Consider the following 20195-nt stretch of genomic DNA (forward strand, 5'->3'; position numbering starts at 1 on the left):
CCGTCGTGCCGAAGGTCCGTCGGCCGGCCCAGCGAGAATATCCCTGAAGTCGCCGCTCGCCACTCCCTCATGATGCTGCAATGCAGCATCATGACCGAGTTCCGGGCTGGATACCGAACCTTCCGGCGCCGCAGAATCGAGACGACCCCCCAGACCGAAGAGGAGCTTTGACGATGAGTTCGATCGCAGCGGCGTCCGGTGTGGAGCCGTTCCAGGCGGACGAGGACGGCATGCGCCCGGTGGAGGTGCACTGTCACGGATTCGGGGACGTGGACTTCTCCGACTTCACCCGCGTGGACCTGGCCCGGCTCGACCAGTGGTGCGCGACCGAGGGCGTCCTCGCCCTGCCGACGATGTACCTGCACCGCGACCGCCTGGGCGAGTTCGAGGAGTTCATGCGGAACTACGCGAGCATGCGTGCGGACGGACTGCTCCCGCACGTGCCGGGCGTGGCGCTCGAAGGCCCGCTGCTCTCGCACCGCGGCGGTACCCCGACGTCCACCGTCTGGGCGCCGAGCCGGCAGGAGTGGGAGCGGCTGGCCGGACTGGGTGACCACGGCCTGGTCTACACGGTCGTCTCGCCCGACGCCTTCTCCCCGGAGTCCGTCCTCCAGGACGACCCGAACCTGCGCACCAGCGACTTCTCCTGGATCGTGCCGACGCTCCTGGCCCACGGTGTGCGTCCGGCGCTCGGCCACTTCACCCGCGACGACCCGCGACGCAGCGCGGACACCGTCGACGCCATCGTGGAGACGGCGTACCAGTCGGAGTGGAACGGCACCGGCGTCCGGGTGACCACCGACCACCTGTTCAACGACATGCCGCTGAACATCCGGCACGCCTTCCGGACCGAGCGGGCCCGCCGGGAGCGTGACCGCGTCATCGAGTCGTACGACGTGCCGAACTGGACCCTGGACAACATCAGCGAGGTGGCCGGACCGGTGCCCGGCGCGATCATCCGCCAGGCGGTCAACTGCCGCATCGCCGCCTGCATCAACTTCGACGGCGAGCACGTGGACCTGGCCCTCGCCGCCCGCGCCGTCCAGCTGATGGGCCCGCGCAACGCGATGATCATGACCGACCGGTGCGACTCCGCCCGGCTGGGTGGCCGCCCGCTGCACCACACCGGCGACAACGGGCTGTGGTACGAGGAGAACGGCGTGGTCGCGGCGGGCTCGCAGCCGCTCGCCCGGCACATCGCCAACGCCAAGGCCAGCGGCCTGTCCGACGAGGACATCCGTTTCCTCATCACCCGCACCGCGCACCGCACCTTCGGTATCGCCGCCGGCGCCGCGGTTCCCGCGGCCGTCTGACCGCCCCGCCCCGGAAAGAGACGCGGCCGGCGTTCCCCGGCGCCGGCCGCGTCTTCCCTTCGCGCACGGACGGTGGGTCGGGACATTCCCGTGCGTGCCTTGACGACAGAACAGGATGGGGACGTGTTCGATCACATCGCGGACGCGATGAAGCAGCCGGATGTGGTCCGGCTGGAAGGCAATATCCATGTCCTGCGTTTCGAGATGATGAAGCTCTATTCGGCTCTCGAAGCGGTCCGGAAACTCCTGGCGACCGGAGTCGTCAAACCGGGCGACACGTTGATGGACAGCTCCAGCGGAACGTATGGGTATTCGCTCGCGCTGGCCTGCCACAAATACGGAATGAAATGCCGGATCGTCTGCTCGACCAAGGTCGACGACGACGTGCGTCGGCAGTTCGAGATGCTCGGGGCCGAGGTCGACCAGGTGGAGATCCCGCCGGGGCCGCTGGTCGACAAGATGGACCAACGCGCACGCCTGGACCGGGTCGCGCGCATCCTCGAGACCGAGCCCGACGTGCACTGGATGCAGCAGTACCACGACGGCATCCACTACCTCGGCTACCGCGAGTGCGCCGAACTGCTGCAGAAGGAGTTCGGTGGCGAGCCGTTCACCCTGGTCGGCGGTGTCGGTACCGGCGCCTCGACCGGCGGCCTGACCGGCTACCTGCGTGAACTCAACGACGATGTCCAACTCGTCGGCGTCCAGCCCTTCGAGAGCGTCACCTTCGGCAGCGATCCGGTCGCCGACCCGGTGGCCAGCATCTCCGGGATCGGAAGCCCGATCGTCATGCGCAACGTGCGCTACGAGCTCTACGACCGGGTGCACTGGATCGACTTCGACAGCGCCGTGGCCGCCACGACCGACCTGTTCCGCCGGCACGCCGTCTACGCCGGGCTCTCCTCGGGCTGCAACTACCTCGCCGCGCGCTGGGAGGCCGCCCGCGACCCCGAGCGCCCCTGTGTCCTCATCGCCGCCGACACCGGACACCGCTACGCGCGGAACGTCTACGCCCGGAGCGCCGGGGGCACCGCGAGCGTGCCGGAGCAGGCGCCCAGGTGCATCGACTCGCTGGACCAGTTGGCCCTGCCCTGGTCGGTCATGGACTGGAGCCGCCGTTCCTTCCACCCCCACGTCAAGGAGGACGCCCTGTGAACACGCCCTCGGGTCGGAACGTCATCGCCCTGGAGTGGCTGCAGTTCGGCCTGGGCCGGCTGGTGGCCGCGGCCGCCGCGGAGGACCTGACCGTCCACCTCCTGACCTGCGACCGGTCGGAGTACCTGTACGAACTCGCCATGCTGGACACCGCCCACCTCGTCGTCCACGACGTGAACACCCACGACGTGGCGGAGGTGGTCGACAAGGTCCGCGAGATCGGCGACGTGGCGGGCCTGGTCAGCACCACCGACACGTGGAGCCTGGTCTCCCTCGCGGTCCGTGAGGAGCTGGGGCTCGCCGGACAGGATCCCGCGTGCGTCCGCCTGGTCCGCGACAAGGAACAGCTGCGCCGGCGCCTGTACGAGCACGGGTTGTCCCGGGCCGACGGCTGCTCCATCGGCCCGGTGGACGACGCCGCCGGCGTGGCCGCGCGGGTCGGGCTGCCGCTGGTCGTCAAGGACAGCGCGGGCACCGGGAGCAAGCACGTCTGGCTGGCCCGCACCCTCGACGAGCTCACCACCGTGCTGCACACGGCCCGGCGCTCGACCCTGCGCGGGCGACTGGCGGCCGAGCCCTACTTCCTCGGCCCGCTGTACAGCATCGAGACCCTCACCTGGGAGGGCCGGACCCGGGTGATCGGCGTCAGCAGCCGCGTCCTCTCCGCACCACCGGTGTTCCGCGAGGAGGCACTGGGCTTCCCGGTCGCGCTGCCCGCCGCGATGGCGGAGGACGCCGAGCGGTGGATCGAGCAGGTGCTCAAGGCCGTCGGCTACACCGAGGGCTTCGCCCACACCGAGTTCATCCTGACCGACGGGGGGTTCGAGGTCGTCGAGATCAACCCGCGGCTCGGCGGCGCCCTGATCGGTGAGGAGATCTCGCGGACGCTGGACGCCGACCCCTACGCCGCCTTCGTCGACCTGGTGCTGCGGCGCCGTCCCGCCTTGATGGACGCGCCGCTGACCCCGCGTCACGGCGCGGCCCACGCCCGGCTCTACGCCCCGCACCCCGGGGTCTTCCTGGGGATCTCGGGCCGGGACGCTCTGACCGGGCACCCGGGCGACCCCGTGCTCTACCCGGCACTGGCCGCCGGCACGACGGTCCGCACGGTCTCGCACCAGGACGGCTGCGTCGCCCTGCTGTTCGCCACCGGCGCCACCGCCGAACTCGCCCTGCAGAACGTGCTGTCCGCCGCCGGTGAGCTGCGGATCCGGATGAAGGACGACGACCGCCGTGACTGAACACAACCCCCACCTCCTGGTGCTCAGCGGCTGGGCCGGCGTGGTCGAGACCGCGCTGGAGCTGGGCTTCGACGTCAGCTTCGTCGGGAACACCACCGACTTCTCACCGAACGAGCTGGCCGTCCTGGAACGCTGCCGGCACGTGTACCCGATACCCGCGCAACAGGTGGTGGCCTGCCTGCGGGCCGCCCGCGCGATCCACCGTGAGCACCCGCTCGACGCGACCGTCTCGTTCGGCGAGTTCGGCCTGGAGAGCTGCGCCGTCATCGCCGACGCGCTCGGCATCCGGGGCCTGCCGCTGGCCTCGGTGGCGGCCACCCGCTACAAGGACCGGATGCGGGACATCCTCGCCGGACACCCGGAGCTCGCGCTCGGCTGGGCCCCGGTCGCGAGCGCCGACGACCTGGAGAAGTTCCACGCCCAGTACGGGCTGCCGCTGATCGTCAAGCCGGTCGCGGGTTCGGGCAGCGTCGGCGTCCGCCAGATCACCACCCCCGACGAGCTTCGCGCCGTGCTGGACGACTCCCGGTTCTGGCTCCAGGGCTCCTACCTGGCCGAGGAACTCGTCGAGGGGGACGAGCTCTACAGCGTCGAGACGGTGACCCTGAACGGTCGGCACGCGGTCGCCGGGATGTCGCTCTGCCGCCTCGCCCGCCACCCGAACGTCGCCATCACCGAGGTCTCGGTGCCGCCGCCGGCCCCCTACGACCGGCACACCGAGCGCATCAGCCGTACGGTCCTGGACTTCCTCGACGCCATCGGACACACCTGGGGTCTCACCCACACCGAGGTCAAGGTCGCTCCCGACGGCCGGCCGGTGATCATCGAGTCGCAGACCCGGATCGGCGGCTACCGGATCTTCCGGATGGTGGAACACGCCACCGGAGTCGACGAGATCGCCACCGTGCTGCGCAGCCTGTTGCCCGGTGGCGAGCAGGTGACCTCCCCCCACCTGCCGCCGTCCAGCGCGGTCGGCATGGTGGTGTCGCTGATCCCTCCGCGCAAGCGGGTCCGCCGGACCGCCGACCCCGAACTGCTGCGCGCCGTCGAGGGCGTGGCGGACTTCGAGATCGGCATCCGGCCGGGTGAGGTGCCGCTTCCGGTGGCCGCCAACACCAAGCGGCCCGGGCTGATCTGGTTGCGGGTACCGGACCACGCCGCGGCGGACCGGACCAAGCGCGAGATCGCACGGACCTACTGGGTCGAGTTCGAGGACGGCGATGTCTGGCATCCGTCGTTCTGACCTGTGGGCCGGCCTGACCGGTCTGCCCACCACGCTCAAGTTCCTGCTCGCCACCTCGTTCTTCATGCCGCTCGGCAGCTTCATGGTGCTGCCCTTCCTGGCGATCCTGCTGCACGAGCGGCTGGGTATGGCGATGGGCACCGTCGGGCTGCTGCTGGGGGTGACGTCCTTCCTGCAGTTCTCCGGTGCCCTCGGCGGGGGACTGATCGCCGAGCGGATCGGCCTCAAGACCTCGATGGTGACCGGACTGACCGTCCGCACCTGCGGATTCGCCCTCTTCCTGGTGGGCCTGTCCGTGCCGCGGCTGGCGGTCGTCGCGGTGCTGCTCACCGCTCTCGGCGACGCCTTCTACTCGCCGGCCAACAAGGCGTACCTGGTGCGGGAGGTCTCCGACGAGCACCGGCCGGTGCTGCTCTCGGTCAACAACTCCGCACTGAGCACCGGAATGGCCCTGGGCACCCTGATCTCCGGCCTGCTGATCGCGCGGTGGCCGCTGCTGGTCTTCGCGCTGGTCAGCCTGATGTTCGCGGCGCTGACCGGGTTGCACGCGGCGATCCTGCCGCCCAGCCGCTCGGCCACGCCCGCCCGGGAGAGCCGGGGCGGCGACTGGGTCAGGGCCTTCCTCACCCCGCCCGCACTGGTGGCCTTCGTGACCGCCTACGTGTTCTGGTTCTTCCAGAACTACCTGGGCGTCTACATCACCGCCGGGCACTCGACGGTGGTCTACAGCCTGGCGCTGGTGATCAACAGCGTGCTGGTCATCGTCGGGCAGCCCCCGGCGGCGCGGTGGATCGGCCGGGTGCGCTACTCCACCGCCGTCCTCATCACCTTCCCGGTGTTCGTGCTCGGGTTGCTGGCCTTCACCCGGCCCGGGGTGCCCTTCATCCTCCTCGGCACGGTGCTGATGAGCGTGGGCGAGGGCGTCATCTTCCTCAAGAACGACCTGGAAGCCATCCGGGCCGTCCCGGGCCGGCCGACGCTGGCGGTCGGAAGCCAGCGCCTGGCGCTCGGTCTCGGCTCCTTCGCCAGCGGAGTGGTCGGCGGCCGGCTCTACTCGTCCGCCGGTTCCGCCGGACCCGCGCACTTCTGGCTGCTCGCGGCCGTGCAGGGCCTGGTCGCCACGGCCCTCGTCGGCCTGGTGACGATCGCTCGGCCGGCCCGCCGCCGAGCAGGCGTCGCCGCCCTTCCCGTCCCCCCGTCCGAGTGGAGTGGATCGTGACCACGATCGCCGACCTTCCCGAGGCAGGCCCGCGAACCCGGGGCCACGCCGATCCGGCCCCCGGCTACCGGGAGCCCTCCGTCAGCGGCGGCTTGCCCGGTCCCCGCAGCGCCGAACTGCTGGCTCGGCAGAGCCGGCGCGAGTCCAACGCACGCACCTACCCACGGCGGTTGCCGATCGCCGTCCGCCGGGCCGCCGGCAGCTACCTGGAGGACCTCGACGGCAACGTCTTCCTCGACTTCCTGAGCGGCGCCGGTGTCCTCGCGCTGGGCCACAACCCGCCCGAGCCGGTGGCCGCGGCGCGTGAGCAACTCGGCGAACTGGTCCACGGCCTGGACTTCCCCACCCCGGTCAAGGACGAGTTCACCGACCTGACGCTCGGCATGCTCCCGGAGGCGATGCGCGACCGGACGAAGATCCACTTCTGTGGGCCGACCGGCGCCAACGCGGTCGAGGCGGCCCTGAAGCTGTGCAAGACGGCGACCGGACGCGAGGAGGTGATCTCCTTCCAGGGCGGCTTCCACGGGAGCACGCTGGCGACGCTGTCCGTGACCGGGCTGGTCGACCAGAAGGCGCCGATCCGCGGCCGGATGCCCGGTGTCCACGTCTTCCCTTACTCGTCCTGCCGGCACTGCCCGCTGGGGCTGACCCGGTCGTCCTGCGCCGTCAACTGCGTCGGGTACCTGGAAAGTTCACTCACCGACCCGAACGGTGGGATCCCGCTGCCGGCGGCGGTCGTGTTGGAGCTGGTCCAGGGCGAGGGCGGGGTGATCCCGGCCGACGCCGAGTTCGTCCGGCGCCTGCGCGAGGTGACCCGCGCGCTGGACATCCCGCTGGTCGTGGACGAGGTCCAGACCGGCTGCGGGCGCACCGGGACCTGGTTCGCCTTCGAGCAGTACGGGATCGAGCCCGACGTCGTGGTCGCCTCCAAGGCGCTGAGCGGGCTGGGCCTGCCGGCCGCCGTCATCCTCTACGACGAGCGGCTGGACGTCTGGCAGCCCGGAGCGCACACCGGTACCTTCCGGGGCAACCAGGCCGCCTTCGCCGCCGGTGTCGCCACGATCAAGGTCGTCCGCCGCGACGGCGTGCTGGCCAACGTGCGGGCCCGGTCCGAACAGCTCCTGGGTCACCTGGAAGGCCTTCGGGAGCTGACCGACCAGGTCTTCGACGTCCGGGGCCTGGGTCTGATGCTGGGCGTGGAGCTCGCCGAGCCCGGCACCGGTCGGCCCGCCTCCGCGCTCGCCCGGCGGGTGCAACGGGAGGCGCTGTTGCGCGGCCTGATCATCGAGCTGGGCGGCCGGGACGACGGCGTGCTGCGGCTGCTGCCCCCACTGAACTGCACGGTCGAGGAGGTCGACATCGCCGGACGGATCCTGCACCGGGCGCTTCGCGCGGCACTCGCCGCCGATGCGACCGGGCGGAGCTGAGGCCGCCATGGACCAGCTCGTCGACGGCGGCCGACCCGGCCCGGCGGTCGCCGCCCTGCCGGTGGCCCGGCTGCGCCTGGCGATCAGCCTCTTCTTCGCCCTGGACGGCTTCGTCTTCGCCGGTTGGGTGGTCCGCATCCCCGCGATCAAGGAGCAGGTGCACGCCTCGGCCGGAGAACTCGGGCTCGCCCTGCTGGGGGTGTCGGTGGGTTCGGTCGGCACCATGACGGTGACCGGCCGGCTCTGCCGCCGCTTCGGCACCAGCCGGGTGACGGTGGTGACGGCCACCGTGCTGTCGCTCTCCGTCACGCTGCCTCCGCTGACCCACTCGGCGCTCCAACTCGGCCTCGTCCTCCTGCTGTTCGGATCCGGGTACGGCGGGCTCAACGTCGCCTTCAACACCGCGGGGGTGGACCTGGCCACCCGGATCCGGCGCCCGATCCTCCCGACCTTCCACGCGGCCTACAGTGCCGGGGCGCTGGTGGGCGCCGGACTCGGCGGACTCCTGGCCCCCCACCTGAGCCCGCAGCGCCACCTGCTGCTGCTGACCGTGATCGGACTCGCCGTCACCGCCTTCGCCGGCCGGGAGATGCTGCGCACACCGCTGCCGGCCGACGGCGGCGGGACGCCCGGTGACCGGCCGGGCGCCGGACGGCGGCGGGCCGGGGCGACCGCCCGCCGGGTACGGCTCTTCGTCACGGCGTACGGGCTGATCACCCTCTGCACGGCGTACGGCGAGGGCGCACTCGCCGACTGGGGCTCGCTGCACCTCTCCACCGACCTGCACACCGGGCCGGGTACGGCGGCGGCCGGTTACGCCGTGTTCGCGCTGACCATGACGGTCTCCCGGATGTCCGGAACCCGGCTGCTGGAACGGCTGGGCAGCACCCCGGTCCTGGTCACCGGAGGTCTCGCCGCGTCCGTCGGGATGTTCACGGCGGCCCTGGCCACCCAGCCGTGGTTGGTGTTCCTGGGGTACGCGGTGACCGGCCTGGGTCTCGCCAACGTCTTCCCCATCGCGGTGGGCACGGCCGGGACGGTCGGCGGCTCCGACGGGGTCGCGACCGCGACGACCCTGGGCCACTCCGGCGTCCTGCTCGGTCCGCCCACGATCGGGTTCCTCGCCCAGGCGTTCGGTCTGCCGAGCGCCCTGACCACGATCGCCGCGCTGGCGGCGCTCGCGGCGGTGCTCGGTTACCTGGTCGCCCGCAGTCTCCAGCACCGGCTGCCGTCGCTTTCCGGCGGCGACCGGCCGGCCACGACAGGAGGTCACCCATGAGGGTCAAAGGATGCATGTTCGACTTCTCCAGCACGCTCTTCCGGCTGGAGGACGCCGAGAGCTGGTTGTCCGCCGTTCTCGCCGGCACGGACCGGGAGGTCGGCGCGGACGAGGTACGCCGGTGGGCACGGCGGCTGCTCGACTTCGGCGCGGTACCCGGCGGCCCCGCTCCGCGCGACGCCGGTGCCGAGCTGACGCGGCTGTGGCAGGAGCGCGACCTGGACGTCGTGCGGCACCGCGCGGCGTACACCGGCCTGCTGCACGCCAGCGGGCTGCCCTGGCCCGAGCTGGTCGACGCGCTCTACGAACGCCACATGACGGCGCCCGCCTGGCACCCCTACCCGGACACCGCGGAGGTGCTCGCCCGGCTGCGCGAACGCGGCGTCGGCGTGGTGGTGGTCAGCAACATCGGCTGGGACCTGCGGCCGGTCTTCCGCCATCACGGCCTGGACGAGTACGTGGACGCCTATGTGCTCTCCTTCGAGCACGGCATCCAGAAGCCCGATCCGGCCCTGTTCCGCACCGCCTGCCGACACCTGGGCCTGGCACCCGCGGACGTCGCGATGGTCGGTGACGACCGCACGGCCGACGGCGGCGCGGCGGCCCTGGGGTCACCCGTCCACTTCGTCGACCCGCTGCCCGTCGCCGACCGGCCCGACGCCCTGCGCGCCGTGCTGGACCGGCTGCTGTGAACCACGAACGATCGGAAGGAACGACCATGCCCCTCACCCCGGCAGACACCGCCCCGCGGACAGCCCTGGTCGGCGCCACCGGAGCGGTCGGCAGCACCATGATCCAGCTCGTCGAGGAGCGCGGCTTCCGCTACCGGGACCTGCACCTGGTCGCCTCCGCGCGCTCGGCCGGCCGCGAACTGGCGGTGGACGGCCGCCCGTACCGCGTGCAGGCACTCGACACCTTCGACTTCTCCACCGTCGACCTCGCCTTCTTCTCCGCCGGCACCGCCGTCAGCCGGAAGTGGGTCCCCGCCGCGGTCGCCGCGGGCGCCCTGGTCATCGACAACACCAACGCCTTCCGGATGGACCCGGACACACCCCTGGTCGTCCCGCAGGTCAACGCGGCCGAACTCGACCGGCGCCCGACCAGCGGCGTCATCGCCAACCCCAACTGCTCGACCATCCCGCTGGTCCGGCTGCTGCGGCCGGTCCAGGACCGGTGGGGAGTCCGACAGGCCGTGGTGAGCACCTACCAGGCGGCCTCCGGTCGGGGCCACTCGGGCATCGCCGAGCTCCGGGAGGCGAGCCGGATCACGCTGGAGGACCCGCTGGCCCAGCCCCCGGCGGAGGAGTTCACCCCCACCCTCGCCTTCAACGTCATCCCCTTCATCGACGAGCTGCTCGACACCGGGTTCACCCTGGAGGAGCAGAAGATGCTCCAGGAGTCCCGCAAGATCCTCGGGCTTCCCCACCTCGACGTCACCACCACCTGCGTCCGCGTCCCCGTGCTGAACAGCCATTCCGAGGCGGCCTGGATCGAGTGCCACGACGTCGTCGACCGGGACGAACTCGTCCGGCTGCTGGCCGCGTTGCCCGAGGTCACCGTGCACGACCGGGACGTCGTCGGCGGCTTCCCCACGCCGCGCACCGCCGGTGCCCCCGACCACGTCCACGTCGGCCGGATCCGGGTCGCGCCGCACAACCCGCGCGGCTTCTGGCTGTGGCTGGTGGCGGACAACCTGCGGATCGGCGCCGCGCTGAACGCCATCCAGATCGCGGAGGCCCTCGGCGAGCGGGGGGTGTTGTGACCCCCGCCGGCCCCGCCGTGCTCAAGTTCGGCGGCTCCAGCTTCGGCTCGCCCGCGGCCTACGGAGGGCTCGCCCGGGCCCTGGCGGACCGACTGGAGGCCGAGGAGCGCCCGCTGGCGGTCGTGGTCAGCGCGATGCCGGGGGAGACCGAGCGGCTGCGGGAGCGGCTGTACGAGGTCGACCCGCAGCCCGCGGACGAGCGGGTGGCCGGTCTGCTGACGCTCGCCGACACGGTCAGCGCCCAGCTGCTGGCGGCCGCGCTGCACCGACTCGGCCGGCGGGTCACCGTGCTCTCCGGGCACCAGGTCGGCCTGACCACGGACGGGACCTTCATGTGGGCCCGACTGGAGCACATCGACCCGGCGCCGCTGCGGCACGCGCTGGCCGGGCACGAGGTGGTCGTCGTCCCCGGCGGACAGGCCGTCGACGACCGCGGCCGGCCCACCTGGCTGGGCAAGAACAGTTCCGACCTGTCGGCGGTCGCGGTGGCCGTCGCCCTCGGCGCCGACCGCTGCGAGATCCACTCCGATGTCGAGGGCATCCACAGCTCCGACCCGAACCAGGTCACCGGCACCCGGCTGCTCCGGCAGGTCTCCTACGCAGCCGCGGCGGCCATGTCCAGCCATGGCGCCAAGGTGCTGCACCGGCGTGCGGTGGCCCTCGCGCAACAGCACGGGGTCACGATCGTCTGCCGGCACAACCGGGCGCCGTTCACGACGGGTACGGTCATCGGCCCGGTGGGCGGTCCGGCCGACGCGGTGGTCCTCAACCTCCGCTCCACGGTGCTCGAATACCCCGGCAGGAGCGTGGCGGACCGGGCGCACGAGGCGTTCCGCTCCGAGGGCGTGGACACCGTACGACTGGCCGACGGCCCGCGCGTGGCGGTGATCGGCGGCTACCTGGACCAGGCGGAGTGCCAGCGCCGGCACGGCCTGGTCCCCGGCCGCGCGGTCGGCATCCCCGTCATCGAGGTCAGCGGCGGCCGGAGCACCGCGCACGTCGCCGCCGACGAGGACGCGGCGGTGCGGCTCGCCCAGAAGCTCCACGACAACCTTCCCGCCCACCCCGAGCCCCTGCTCACCCGACCGTTGTCAGGAGGACACCCGTGACTGCCCACGCCTCCGCGGTTGCCGCGGAACCCACCCTCGCCGAGATCGAGCTGCCGGACGCCGTGCGCGACGACCTCGCCGAGGAGCTGGCCACCCTGCCCGACCCCACGCGGGACATCGACTGGTCGATGGCTCGCTACCACCAGGTCTTCGCCCGGCTGCCGGTCCGGACGCTCCAGCGGATGCTGGACTTCGGCCGGCACCCCGACACTCCCGGCGTCGGCCACCTGCGCAACCTCCCGGTCGACGAGCGGCTGCCGAGCACCCCGCGGGACGGGGGGCCGAGTCCCGACAAGCCCACCTTCGTGGCCGAAGGAGTGCTGCTGGGGCTGAGCGGCCTGCTCGGCGAGCCGGTCGGATTCACCACCGAGAAGAACGGCCAGCTGGTGCACGACGTCGTCCCCGTCGAAGGTGGCGCCATGACCCAGACCAACCAGGGATCCGCGGTCTTCCTCAACTTCCACAACGACATCGTCCACGACCCGTCCGGCCGCTATGACCTGGCCAGCCCCGACTTCCTCGTGCTGAGCTGTCTGCGTGCCGACCACGAGGGGGTGGCCGGCACCTACTACGCCGACGCCCGCGACATCTGCCGTGCGCTCGACGACCGGACGCTGCGGACGCTGCGCAGCCCGCTGTTCCGGATGAACGCCCCCGGCAGCTACTGCCGCGACGTGGCGGGCGGAGCCGAGGTGCTGTCGGAACCGGTACCGATGGTCAGCGGCCCCGAGACCTTCCCCGAGGTCTCCGCGGCGGCCAACGGTGTCCGCGCCCTGGACGACGCGGCGCGGTCCGCCCTCGACCGGCTCCAGAGCGCCTGCCGGGAGGTCGCCCACGAGGTGCTGCTGCGGCCCGGCCAGGCCCTGCTGATCAACAACCGCAAGGGACTGCACGCCCGTTCGCAGTTCACCGCGCGCTACGACGGGCAGGACCGCTGGCTCCAGCGGACCTACGTGCGCCGCAACCAGTGGGACATCCGCCACCGGGTCGCCGCCGGCCACCGGCGGGTCCACTGACCCCCGGTGTCCAGCGTCCCCCATCCCGTCCGCCCGTCCGCGAATCGTGAGGTCGGTTCCCCATGACCAACGTCGCCGTGCTCAACTACGGCCCCAGGCTCGACTATCCCGCCATGTTCCCGGAACTGGCCGACCGGCTGCAGGTGTTCAGCCACCACGAACTGAAGAACACCGAGGGCCTGGCCCGCTACGAGTACGTGGCGGACTGCGACGCCGTCCCGTACGCGGAGCTGATGATTCGTCGGCTGGCCCGGGAGAAGCCGTTCACCCACATCATCACGGACAACGAGTACGACCTCGAACGGGCCGCCCGGATGCGCGAGGACTTCGGCATCCCCGGCCAGTCCCCGGCCAGCGCGCTGTCCTTCCGCGACAAGGTGGTCATGAAGGAGGTAGCCGGCCGCACGGTCGCCACGGCCCGCTTCGCCCGGCTCGGCACCGTCGTCGAACTGACCGACTTCATCGCCGGGTCGGGGTACCCGGTGGTCGTCAAGCCGGTGAAGCAGGGCGGATCGCGCGACATCGTGGTACTGCGGGACGACGACGACCTCGTGGCGTTCAGCCGCCGGCCCTGGCGCGAGGACCTCATGGTCGAGGAGTTCGTCGAGGGACGGATGTACCACGTCGACGCGGTGCTGGCCGACGGCTACCGGTTCGTGGCCTCCTCCCGCTACCTGCGCAGCTGCCTCGGGGTGTTCTCCGGGCAGAACAACGGCTCCATCCAGCTGCGCCCGGAGGACGAACTCGCCCGGCGGCTGGAGGAGTTCCTGGACCGCACCCTGGAGGCCTTCGACACCCCGCCGGTCAGCGCGTACCACCTCGAGGTGTTCCACACCCCGCAGGACGAGCTGGTGCTCTGCGAGATCGCCTCGCGCGTCGGCGGGGACCGCATCCCCTGGATCACCCGGGCCACCTACGGAGTGGACCTGCACACCTCGGTGCTCCGCCAGTCCTGCGGGTTGTCCGTCGACCCGCCGCCGACCGCACCCCCGGCCGAGGTGCACGGTTCGGTCTCCATCCTGCCGCAGGGCCGGCTGGTGCGGGTGCCGGACCGGCCGCCGTTCCCGTGGGTGCGGCACTACGAGGTGAACGACCAGCTCGAACCCGGCGCGGTGACCCTCCACAGCGCCTCGCACCTGTGCTTCGTCATCGTGAGCGGCGCCGACTCGGCGCAGGTGGAGGAGCGCCTGCTCCAGGCCGAGGCCTGGCTGATGGCGAATCTCCAGGAACTCTGACCGCCGCCCCCGAACCCCGAGAAAGGTGACCCCTTGCCGTACAAGATCCTCGTTCTGGTGTCCGAGGCGCACAAGTTCAAACTCTTCGACAACCAGTCGATCATCCCGAGCGCGCTGTACCGCGAGGGCCACCAGGTCCACGTCGGGGACATCGACACGCTCTGCGTGCACGACTCCGTGATCGTCTGTGACCAGGTGCGGCTGACCGAGGAGTTCGCCGACGGCGGTGACTTCCGGGCGCTGTGCCGACCCTACGCCCCGGCCGAGGAGTTCGACCTGGTCTGGGTGCTGGCCGGCACCCACCCCGAGGCGACCACCGACTACTTCCAGCTGATCTGGCAGCTCAACCAGCGGGTGCCGTTCGTCAACGACGCCGCCGCGCTCTTCTACCTCAACACGAAGATCAACCTGGGCGTGCTGGTGCCGTCGGAACACCTGCCCGTCTCGTACGTGTCGAACGACTACGAGGTCCTCAACCGGCTGGTCGAGTCGGCCCCGGACCGGTCCTGGGTCGTCAAGCCCACCAACCAGGGCTGTGGCGCCGACGTGTTCGTCGTCAACGAGCGGGACCGCAACCGCTCGGCGCTGCTGAGTTCCGCCACCGGGAACGCCACCTCGCGCTACACCAGCTACGGTCGCGACATCATCGGGATGGCCAAGCGCCACACCGTGCTCCAGTCGTACATCCCGAACGTGCGCAGCAACGAGAAGCGCGTGATCGTGGCGGGCGACATGCCGGTCTCCGGCTTCCTCCGCTTCCCCCGGGAGAACGACAACCGGGCCAACGCCACCGTCGGTGCCCGCTACGAGCCGCTCCAACTCACGCCGGAGGAGGACGAGTTCGTCCGCAGGCTGGGGAAGCGGATGATGGACCACGGCATCTTCTACGCCGGTGTCGACCTGGCCTTCCCCTATGTGATCGAGGTCAACCTGGAGAATCCCGGCGGGCTGGGCTACCACCAGCGTCTCACGGGCGAGGACAGGTCCTCGGAAGCCGTCAACGCCGTGATCACCGCCCTGCGCACCGCCGGGAGGCTCTCCTGACGGGCTGTCATTGCCGGTGCGAGTAATGGGCGGATAGGCTGTGCGCCTATGACACTGCTCCTCACCCTCGATCCCGGTCTCGATCCCGACCTGCGCGAGGAGATCGTCCACCTCTGGACCGACGTCAGCAACGCGGGTGGCGCCGTCGGCTTCGTGCCACCGGTGGCGGCGGCCGAGGTGCGCGCCGCCGCGGAGAGGCACTTCGCGGGCCTCGGCCCGGACGGCGCCGACCGGCTGCTGGTCGCCCGCGAGGCGGCGACCGGCCGGCTGGCCGGCGTCCTGTTCTTCGAGGACCCCCGCTTCCCGCCGGCGGACCACTGGCGGCTGCTGAAGCTGGTCATGGTGCGACCCGACTGCCAGGGTCGGGGCTACGGTGTCCGGCTGATGGCGGAGGCGGAACGGATCGCCCGGGGCTGGGGCCTGAAGGCACTGCGCCTGACGCTGCGCGGCGGGAACGGCCTGGAGGCGTTCTACGGGCGCTGCGGCTACACCGAGGTCGGCCGGGTCCCCAGGGCGATCCGGGTCGCCCCGGACGACGCCCGGGACGACGTCACGATGTGGCTCGACCTGGAGTGAGGCCGTCCCGTGGCAGTGCCTTCCCGTCGTCCTCCTTCCTGGCGCGCACCAGCAGCGGCGCCGCCAGATCGGGAACACCAGTACCAGCGGCCGGACGAGCCAGGGGATCGCGGAGAGCCGGGCCGCCCGCCCGGCCTCCCGGGCGCGGCCATGTAGTGCTGGGCCTGGTTCCACCTGCCGCCGTCGTGCTCGAAGGTCCTGACGAGGACGAAGGCGAGCGGGAAGGTCAGGGCGTACGGACCGGTGGTCGGGTGTGCGGGGCTATCCGCGCGGTTGCTCCTCCGGGGTGTCCGTGGTGACGACGACCACGTCCAGGGCGCGGGGCCCGTGCACGCCCTCGACGCGGTCCAGTTCGATGTCACTGGTGGCCGAGGGCCCGGAGATGAAGGTCAACGGTCGGGTGGGATCGAGCAGTTCGAGCGCCTCGGGCAGGTCGCCGACCACCTGCTCGGCGCGCAGCACGCACAGGTGGTGGTCCGGTACCAGGGTCAGCGCGCGGCGGCCCTGGCCCGGTCCGGCGTCCAGCACCAGGGTGCCGGTCTCCGCGATGCCGAGCGCGGCCGTCGACAGCACGGCGTCAGCCGCGTCGAGTTGATTGGTAGTCAGAGCGGGTGAGTCGGTCAGGACGGCGAGCGGGCCGGGCGGCAGCCAGCCGGCCGGGAAGCCGTCCGGCACCACCAGCTCGGTCGAGCCGCGTGCCGCCAGCAACTCGCCCAGAAGTCCGGGAAGTTCACGTTCGCTGGTGCGGCGCACGGTGGCCCGGTAGTCGGCCACCCGCTCGGCGAAGCGGCCGACCACGTCGACCCCGGCATGGCTGCGCCGGTAGTCGCGCGGCACCGGGACGTCCTCGGGCCGCTCGTCGGCCGGCACGTCCGCGAGCGCGGTGCGGATCCGGGTCAACAGCTCTTCGCGACTGTTCAACTCTGCTTCTCCTCCGGGTGGTTCCGCTGCCACCAGGCGCGGAAGGACTCGGCCGGCGGCACCGGCAGGTCCCGGGTGTCGGACCAGCGGTGCGGCGGACCGGGCAGCCGCCCGATCCGGCCGTGCGGCCCGAGCAGCCGTCCGCCGAGCGCGCCGGCCCGCTGTGCCACGGCGAACCGCCCGGGTGTGGCCAGCACCTCGGTCGCGGCCCGCATCAGCAGGGACTCCATGGTCGGGACGGTCCGCCCGCGCTTGGAGTCCACCACCTTCGCCCGCAGGTGCACCAGCACCTCCGGGATGTTAATCTTCACCGGGCAGGCGTCGTAGCAGGCGCCGCAGAGGGTGGAGGCGAAGGGCAGCGAGTCCGCCCGCCCGATGCCCGCCAGCTGCGGGGTCAGCACGGCGCCGATCGGCCCGGGGTAGACCGAGCCGTACGCGTGGCCGCCGGTGCGCTCGTAGACCGGGCAGACGTTCAGACAGGCCGAGCAGCGGATGCAGCCGAGCGTCTGCCGGCCGACCTGGTCGGCGAGCGTCGCGGTGCGACCGTTGTCCAGCAGGACGAGATGGAAGGCCGACGGTCCGTCGCCCTCGCGCACCCCCGTCCAGGCCGAGGTGTACGGGTTCATCCGCTCGCCGGTCGAGGAGCGCGGCAGCAGTTGGAGGAAGACCTCCAGGTCGGCGAAGCCGGGCACCACCTTCTCGATGCCCATCACGGTGATCAGGGTCTCCGGCAGGGTCAGGCACATCCGGCCGTTGCCCTCGGACTCCACCACCAGCACGGTTCCGGTCTCGGCCACCGCGAAGTTGGCGCCGGAGATCGCGACCTTGGCGCGGAGGATCCTCTGGCGCAGGTGCAGCCGGGCAGCCTCGACCAACGCCCTTGGATCATCGGTCAGTTCGGCGGGCGCGTCGGCCATCCTGGTGCGGAAGACCTCGCGGATCTCGGCACGACCCAGGTGGATCGCCGGTACCAGGATGTGCGAGGGCCGGTCCTCGGCCAACTGCACGATCAGCTCGGCGAGATCGGTCTCGTACGCGGCGATGCCCTCGGCGGCCAGCGCCTCGTTCAGCCCGATCTCCTGGGTGGCCATCGACTTGACCTTGACCACCTCGCGCTCGCCGGTGGCCCTGACCAGGTCGGCGACGATCCGGTTGGCCTCGGCCGCGTCCGCCGCCCAGTGCACGGTGCCGCCGGCGGCGGTGACCGAGGACTCCAACTGTTCCAGGTACCGGTCGAGATGGCGCAGCGTGCGGAGCTTGAGGGCGGCGGCGCTGTCCCGCAACCGCTCCCAGTCGTCGAGTTCGCCCGCGACCCGCAGCCGCTTCTCCCGGATGGTCGTGGTCGCCTTGCGCAGGTTGCGGCGCAGCCGGGTGTCGGCGAGCGCCTCCCGGGCCGCCTCGGGGAAGGCCGGCGTGCCGAGCCAGACCAGGCCGTCGCTCATCGTGCATCCCCCTCGGTGGCGGCCAGGACCTCCGCCAGGTGGACGGTGCGGACGCCGGTCCACAGCCTGGTCAGCCCGCCGCCGATGTGCAGCAGGCAGGAGTTGTCGCCGGCCGTGAGCACCTCGGCGCGGGTGTCCAGCACGTGGCGCATCTTGTCGGCCAGCATCGCGGCCGAGACGTCGGGGTTCTTCACCGCGAAGGTGCCGCCGAAGCCGCAGCACTCCTCGGCCGCCGGCAGCTCGACCAGCTCGATGCCCCGGACCGCGCGCAGCAGCCGCAGCGGGCGCTCTCCCACCCGCAGCATCCGCAGCGAGTGGCAGGTGGGGTGGTAGCTGACCCGGTGCGGGTAGTACGCGCCGACGTCGGTGACCCCGAGCACGTCCACCAGGAACTCCGACAGCTCGTACACCTTCGGGGCGACCCGCTCGACCGCCCGCCGCAGCCCCGGGTCGGCGGCGGCGAGCAGCGGGTGGTTCTCCCGCACCATCCCGGCACAGGAGCCGGACGGGGTGACCACCGCGTCGTAGCCGGCGAAGGCCGCGGTGAAGCGGCGGACCAGCGGCAGTGCCTCCGGGCGGTAGCCGGTGTTGAACTGCGGCTGCCCGCAGCAGGTCTGCCCGAGCGGGAAGTCGACCCGGTGGCCGAGCCGTTCCAGCAGCCGCACCACGGCCCTGCCGGTCTCGGGGAAGAGCGTGTCGTTGAAGCAGGTGATGAACAGGGCTACCCGCATGGGCCCTCCGTCCGCATCGGCACTCCTGGCCTCTCCGTCCTCGGAACCGGCCCGGGGACCGGCACGTCCGCCGGCAGCAGGCCCGCGGCGCGCAGATCCTCCCACAGTGCGTCAGGAACGGGCGTCGACACGGCCGCCGCCGTCAGCTCCGCCCACCGCGAGCACGAGGTCACCCTCGCCCTCGCCCCGCGGGAGGTGCGCCGCGCGCGGGCTCCCCACGGCTGACACCCCGCCCGCAGTCGTGGCACCAGGACGGCGCCGGCGAAGGTGACCAGCCCGCAGAGCAGGAACAGGGCGAGATAGTCCGAGCCGCCGGAGAGCGGGTCCCGGCCCAGCGCCAGGAGGGCGGGGGCGATGGCCGGGCCGATGGCCATCGGGAGGTTCTTGGCCATCGCGAAGGCGCCGAGGAAGCGGCCGGCGTCGCGTTCGTCGGGAGGACCTGCGCGACCATGCCGAGGTCGACGGCGTAGTAGGTGCCGAGCGCCGCGCCGAAGCAGGCGCTGTAGAGGTAGACCACCGTGAGGTCGGCTGTGGCCGCCTTGAGGGTCAGCATCGTGCCCATCACCACCGTCGCCCAGAGCAGGAACGGGCGGCCGCGGCCCGGCCGGCCGGCCGGCCCACCGCCCGGCGAGGTAGGCGAAGAGGCCGGAGCAGAGCGTGGTGAGGATGGAGGTCAGGCCGGCCGGAGATCAGGCCGCTGTCGGAGATCGACAGTCCGGCCGGCAGCCGTGGACGGCCAGCAGCGGTACCCGGAGCGCGTCGATCCGCCGCCCGCACCCACCGCCTGATCCCCGGCGTCTGGCCGCCTCCCACGCCCGGTCCGCGATGGCCCCGGTGCACCCCAAGGTCTACCGCCCGGCCAGTTCCCCCAGCGCATCACCCGCCAGCCGCGGCAAGGGGCTGGAGGCCGTGCAGACGGCGGCCGTGGTGCTCGGGGCGTTCCGCGAGGCGGCGTACGAGCCCGGGCCCACCCAGACCGGCACGCCGGCGAGGGCGGATGCCGAGGGAGGCGTGCTTGTGCGCGATCCGGCTGAGCACGGTGTCCGGGCGCTGCTCGGGGTGCTCGACCAGCGCGGTGGCGAAGGCGGCGATCGAGCCGGCCAGCACCTGCTGCTGGCTGCCGTTGGCCTGGTTGCCGCGGTTGAAGAGGTCGCGCAGCAGCTCCGGGTGGGCGGCGAACAGCTTGCGGTAGAAGAGCGGGGTGATCTCCCCGATCGCGCCACCGACCGCGGGAAGGGTTGCCGGGGCCGGATCCCCCTTGAAGGAGTTCCGCGTGCGAAACCGATGGAAGAGCCCGCTCGCCTCCGTGGTGACGGGGTGCCTGATCGGGCTCTCCGTGACCGCGCTGGCGACGGCGCCCCCCGCACGGGCCGCCAGCGCCCCCGCGCACCCGTTCCCGACCCACGTGACCTACCGGGTCGGCGTGATGCCCTCGGCCTCGCAGTCGGCCCGGGACGCCGCCGTCGAGAAGGAGTACGACTC

19 protein-coding genes and 1 pseudogene are annotated in these 20195 nt (G+C 72.0%); 15 read left to right on the forward strand and 5 right to left on the reverse strand.

Going from position 1 to position 20195, the window contains the following annotated elements; genetic code table 11:
- Nucleotides 1–173: 173 nt before the first annotated feature.
- From ACZ38L_RS24590 to ACZ38L_RS24655, 14 genes are all read left to right on the forward strand, one after another.
- On the forward strand, nt 174–1313 hold the full coding sequence (locus tag ACZ38L_RS24590; RefSeq protein ID WP_396567556.1) for a hypothetical protein: 1140 nt from the start codon (nt 174–176) through the stop codon (nt 1311–1313).
- 123 nt (nt 1314–1436) lie between these two features.
- A complete protein-coding gene (locus tag ACZ38L_RS24595) occupies nt 1437–2468 on the forward strand; it encodes a pyridoxal-phosphate dependent enzyme (protein ID WP_465697127.1) in 1032 nt (343 codons plus the stop codon).
- The gene (locus ACZ38L_RS24600; RefSeq protein ID WP_465697129.1) at nt 2465–3709 is read left to right on the forward strand and encodes an ATP-grasp domain-containing protein; all 1245 of its coding nucleotides are present in this window, start codon (nt 2465–2467) and stop codon (nt 3707–3709) included. Before ACZ38L_RS24595 ends, ACZ38L_RS24600 begins: the two co-directional genes overlap by 4 nt.
- Nucleotides 3702–4952: an ATP-grasp domain-containing protein gene (locus ACZ38L_RS24605; RefSeq protein ID WP_465697131.1), complete on the forward strand. Its 1251-nt coding sequence runs from the start codon at nt 3702–3704 to the stop codon at nt 4950–4952. Before ACZ38L_RS24600 ends, ACZ38L_RS24605 begins: the two co-directional genes overlap by 8 nt.
- Nucleotides 4930–6171 (forward strand): MFS transporter, encoded by a 1242-nt coding sequence (locus ACZ38L_RS24610; RefSeq protein WP_465697133.1) that lies wholly within the window; start codon nt 4930–4932, stop codon nt 6169–6171. The genes ACZ38L_RS24605 and ACZ38L_RS24610 overlap by 23 nt, the downstream gene beginning before the upstream one ends.
- Complete coding sequence (locus ACZ38L_RS24615; protein WP_465697135.1) at nt 6168–7598, forward strand: diaminobutyrate--2-oxoglutarate transaminase family protein; 1431 nt, start codon at nt 6168–6170, stop codon at nt 7596–7598. Before ACZ38L_RS24610 ends, ACZ38L_RS24615 begins: the two co-directional genes overlap by 4 nt.
- 7 nt (nt 7599–7605) lie before the next feature.
- Nucleotides 7606–8877, forward strand: a complete 1272-nt coding sequence (locus ACZ38L_RS24620; protein WP_465697137.1) for an MFS transporter — start codon at nt 7606–7608, stop codon at nt 8875–8877.
- A complete protein-coding gene (locus ACZ38L_RS24625; protein ID WP_465697139.1) occupies nt 8874–9569 on the forward strand; it encodes an HAD family hydrolase in 696 nt (231 codons plus the stop codon). Before ACZ38L_RS24620 ends, ACZ38L_RS24625 begins: the two co-directional genes overlap by 4 nt.
- Nucleotides 9570–9595: 26 nt before the next feature.
- Nucleotides 9596–10639 carry an aspartate-semialdehyde dehydrogenase gene (locus tag ACZ38L_RS24630; RefSeq protein ID WP_465697141.1) on the forward strand — a complete coding sequence of 348 codons (1044 nt, stop codon included), beginning with the start codon at nt 9596–9598 and terminating at the stop codon, nt 10637–10639.
- Nucleotides 10636–11748, forward strand: a complete 1113-nt coding sequence (locus tag ACZ38L_RS24635; protein WP_465697143.1) for an amino acid kinase family protein — start codon at nt 10636–10638, stop codon at nt 11746–11748. The genes ACZ38L_RS24630 and ACZ38L_RS24635 overlap by 4 nt, the downstream gene beginning before the upstream one ends.
- On the forward strand, nt 11745–12764 hold the full coding sequence (locus ACZ38L_RS24640; RefSeq protein WP_465697145.1) for a TauD/TfdA family dioxygenase: 1020 nt from the start codon (nt 11745–11747) through the stop codon (nt 12762–12764). Before ACZ38L_RS24635 ends, ACZ38L_RS24640 begins: the two co-directional genes overlap by 4 nt.
- Before the next feature lie 62 nt (nt 12765–12826).
- Nucleotides 12827–13999 carry an ATP-grasp domain-containing protein gene (locus ACZ38L_RS24645; RefSeq protein WP_465697147.1) on the forward strand — a complete coding sequence of 391 codons (1173 nt, stop codon included), beginning with the start codon at nt 12827–12829 and terminating at the stop codon, nt 13997–13999.
- A gap of 33 nt (nt 14000–14032) precedes the next feature.
- The gene (locus ACZ38L_RS24650; RefSeq protein ID WP_465697149.1) at nt 14033–15043 is read left to right on the forward strand and encodes an ATP-grasp domain-containing protein; all 1011 of its coding nucleotides are present in this window, start codon (nt 14033–14035) and stop codon (nt 15041–15043) included.
- A gap of 48 nt (nt 15044–15091) precedes the next feature.
- Complete coding sequence (locus ACZ38L_RS24655; RefSeq protein WP_465697152.1) at nt 15092–15619, forward strand: GNAT family N-acetyltransferase; 528 nt, start codon at nt 15092–15094, stop codon at nt 15617–15619.
- Nucleotides 15620–15880: 261 nt separating this feature from the next.
- Here the strand turns inward: ACZ38L_RS24655 and ACZ38L_RS24660 are convergent, their stop codons facing one another.
- The 5 genes and pseudogenes from ACZ38L_RS24660 to ACZ38L_RS24680 all read right to left on the reverse strand — a co-directional run.
- Nucleotides 15881–16540 carry a LutC/YkgG family protein gene (locus ACZ38L_RS24660; protein WP_465697154.1) on the reverse strand — a complete coding sequence of 220 codons (660 nt, stop codon included), beginning with the start codon at nt 16538–16540 and terminating at the stop codon, nt 15881–15883.
- Complete coding sequence (locus tag ACZ38L_RS24665) at nt 16537–17982, reverse strand: LutB/LldF family L-lactate oxidation iron-sulfur protein (protein WP_465697156.1); 1446 nt, start codon at nt 17980–17982, stop codon at nt 16537–16539. Before ACZ38L_RS24665 ends, ACZ38L_RS24660 begins: the two co-directional genes overlap by 4 nt.
- Complete coding sequence (locus ACZ38L_RS24670) at nt 17979–18713, reverse strand: (Fe-S)-binding protein (protein ID WP_465697158.1); 735 nt, start codon at nt 18711–18713, stop codon at nt 17979–17981. The genes ACZ38L_RS24665 and ACZ38L_RS24670 overlap by 4 nt, the downstream gene beginning before the upstream one ends.
- Nucleotides 18704–19105 (reverse strand): hypothetical protein, encoded by a 402-nt coding sequence (locus ACZ38L_RS24675; RefSeq protein ID WP_465697160.1) that lies wholly within the window; start codon nt 19103–19105, stop codon nt 18704–18706. The genes ACZ38L_RS24670 and ACZ38L_RS24675 overlap by 10 nt, the downstream gene beginning before the upstream one ends.
- 598 nt (nt 19106–19703) lie before the next feature.
- Nucleotides 19704–19928: pseudogene (locus ACZ38L_RS24680) on the reverse strand (globin family protein); the annotation flags it as partial.
- 58 nt (nt 19929–19986) lie between these two features.
- Here ACZ38L_RS24680 and ACZ38L_RS24685 point away from each other — a divergent pair.
- On the forward strand, nt 19987–20195 hold a 209-nt coding region (locus tag ACZ38L_RS24685; protein WP_465697162.1), incomplete at its 3' end, for a hypothetical protein.

This window comes from Kitasatospora sp. NPDC024654, from assembly GCF_055559155.1.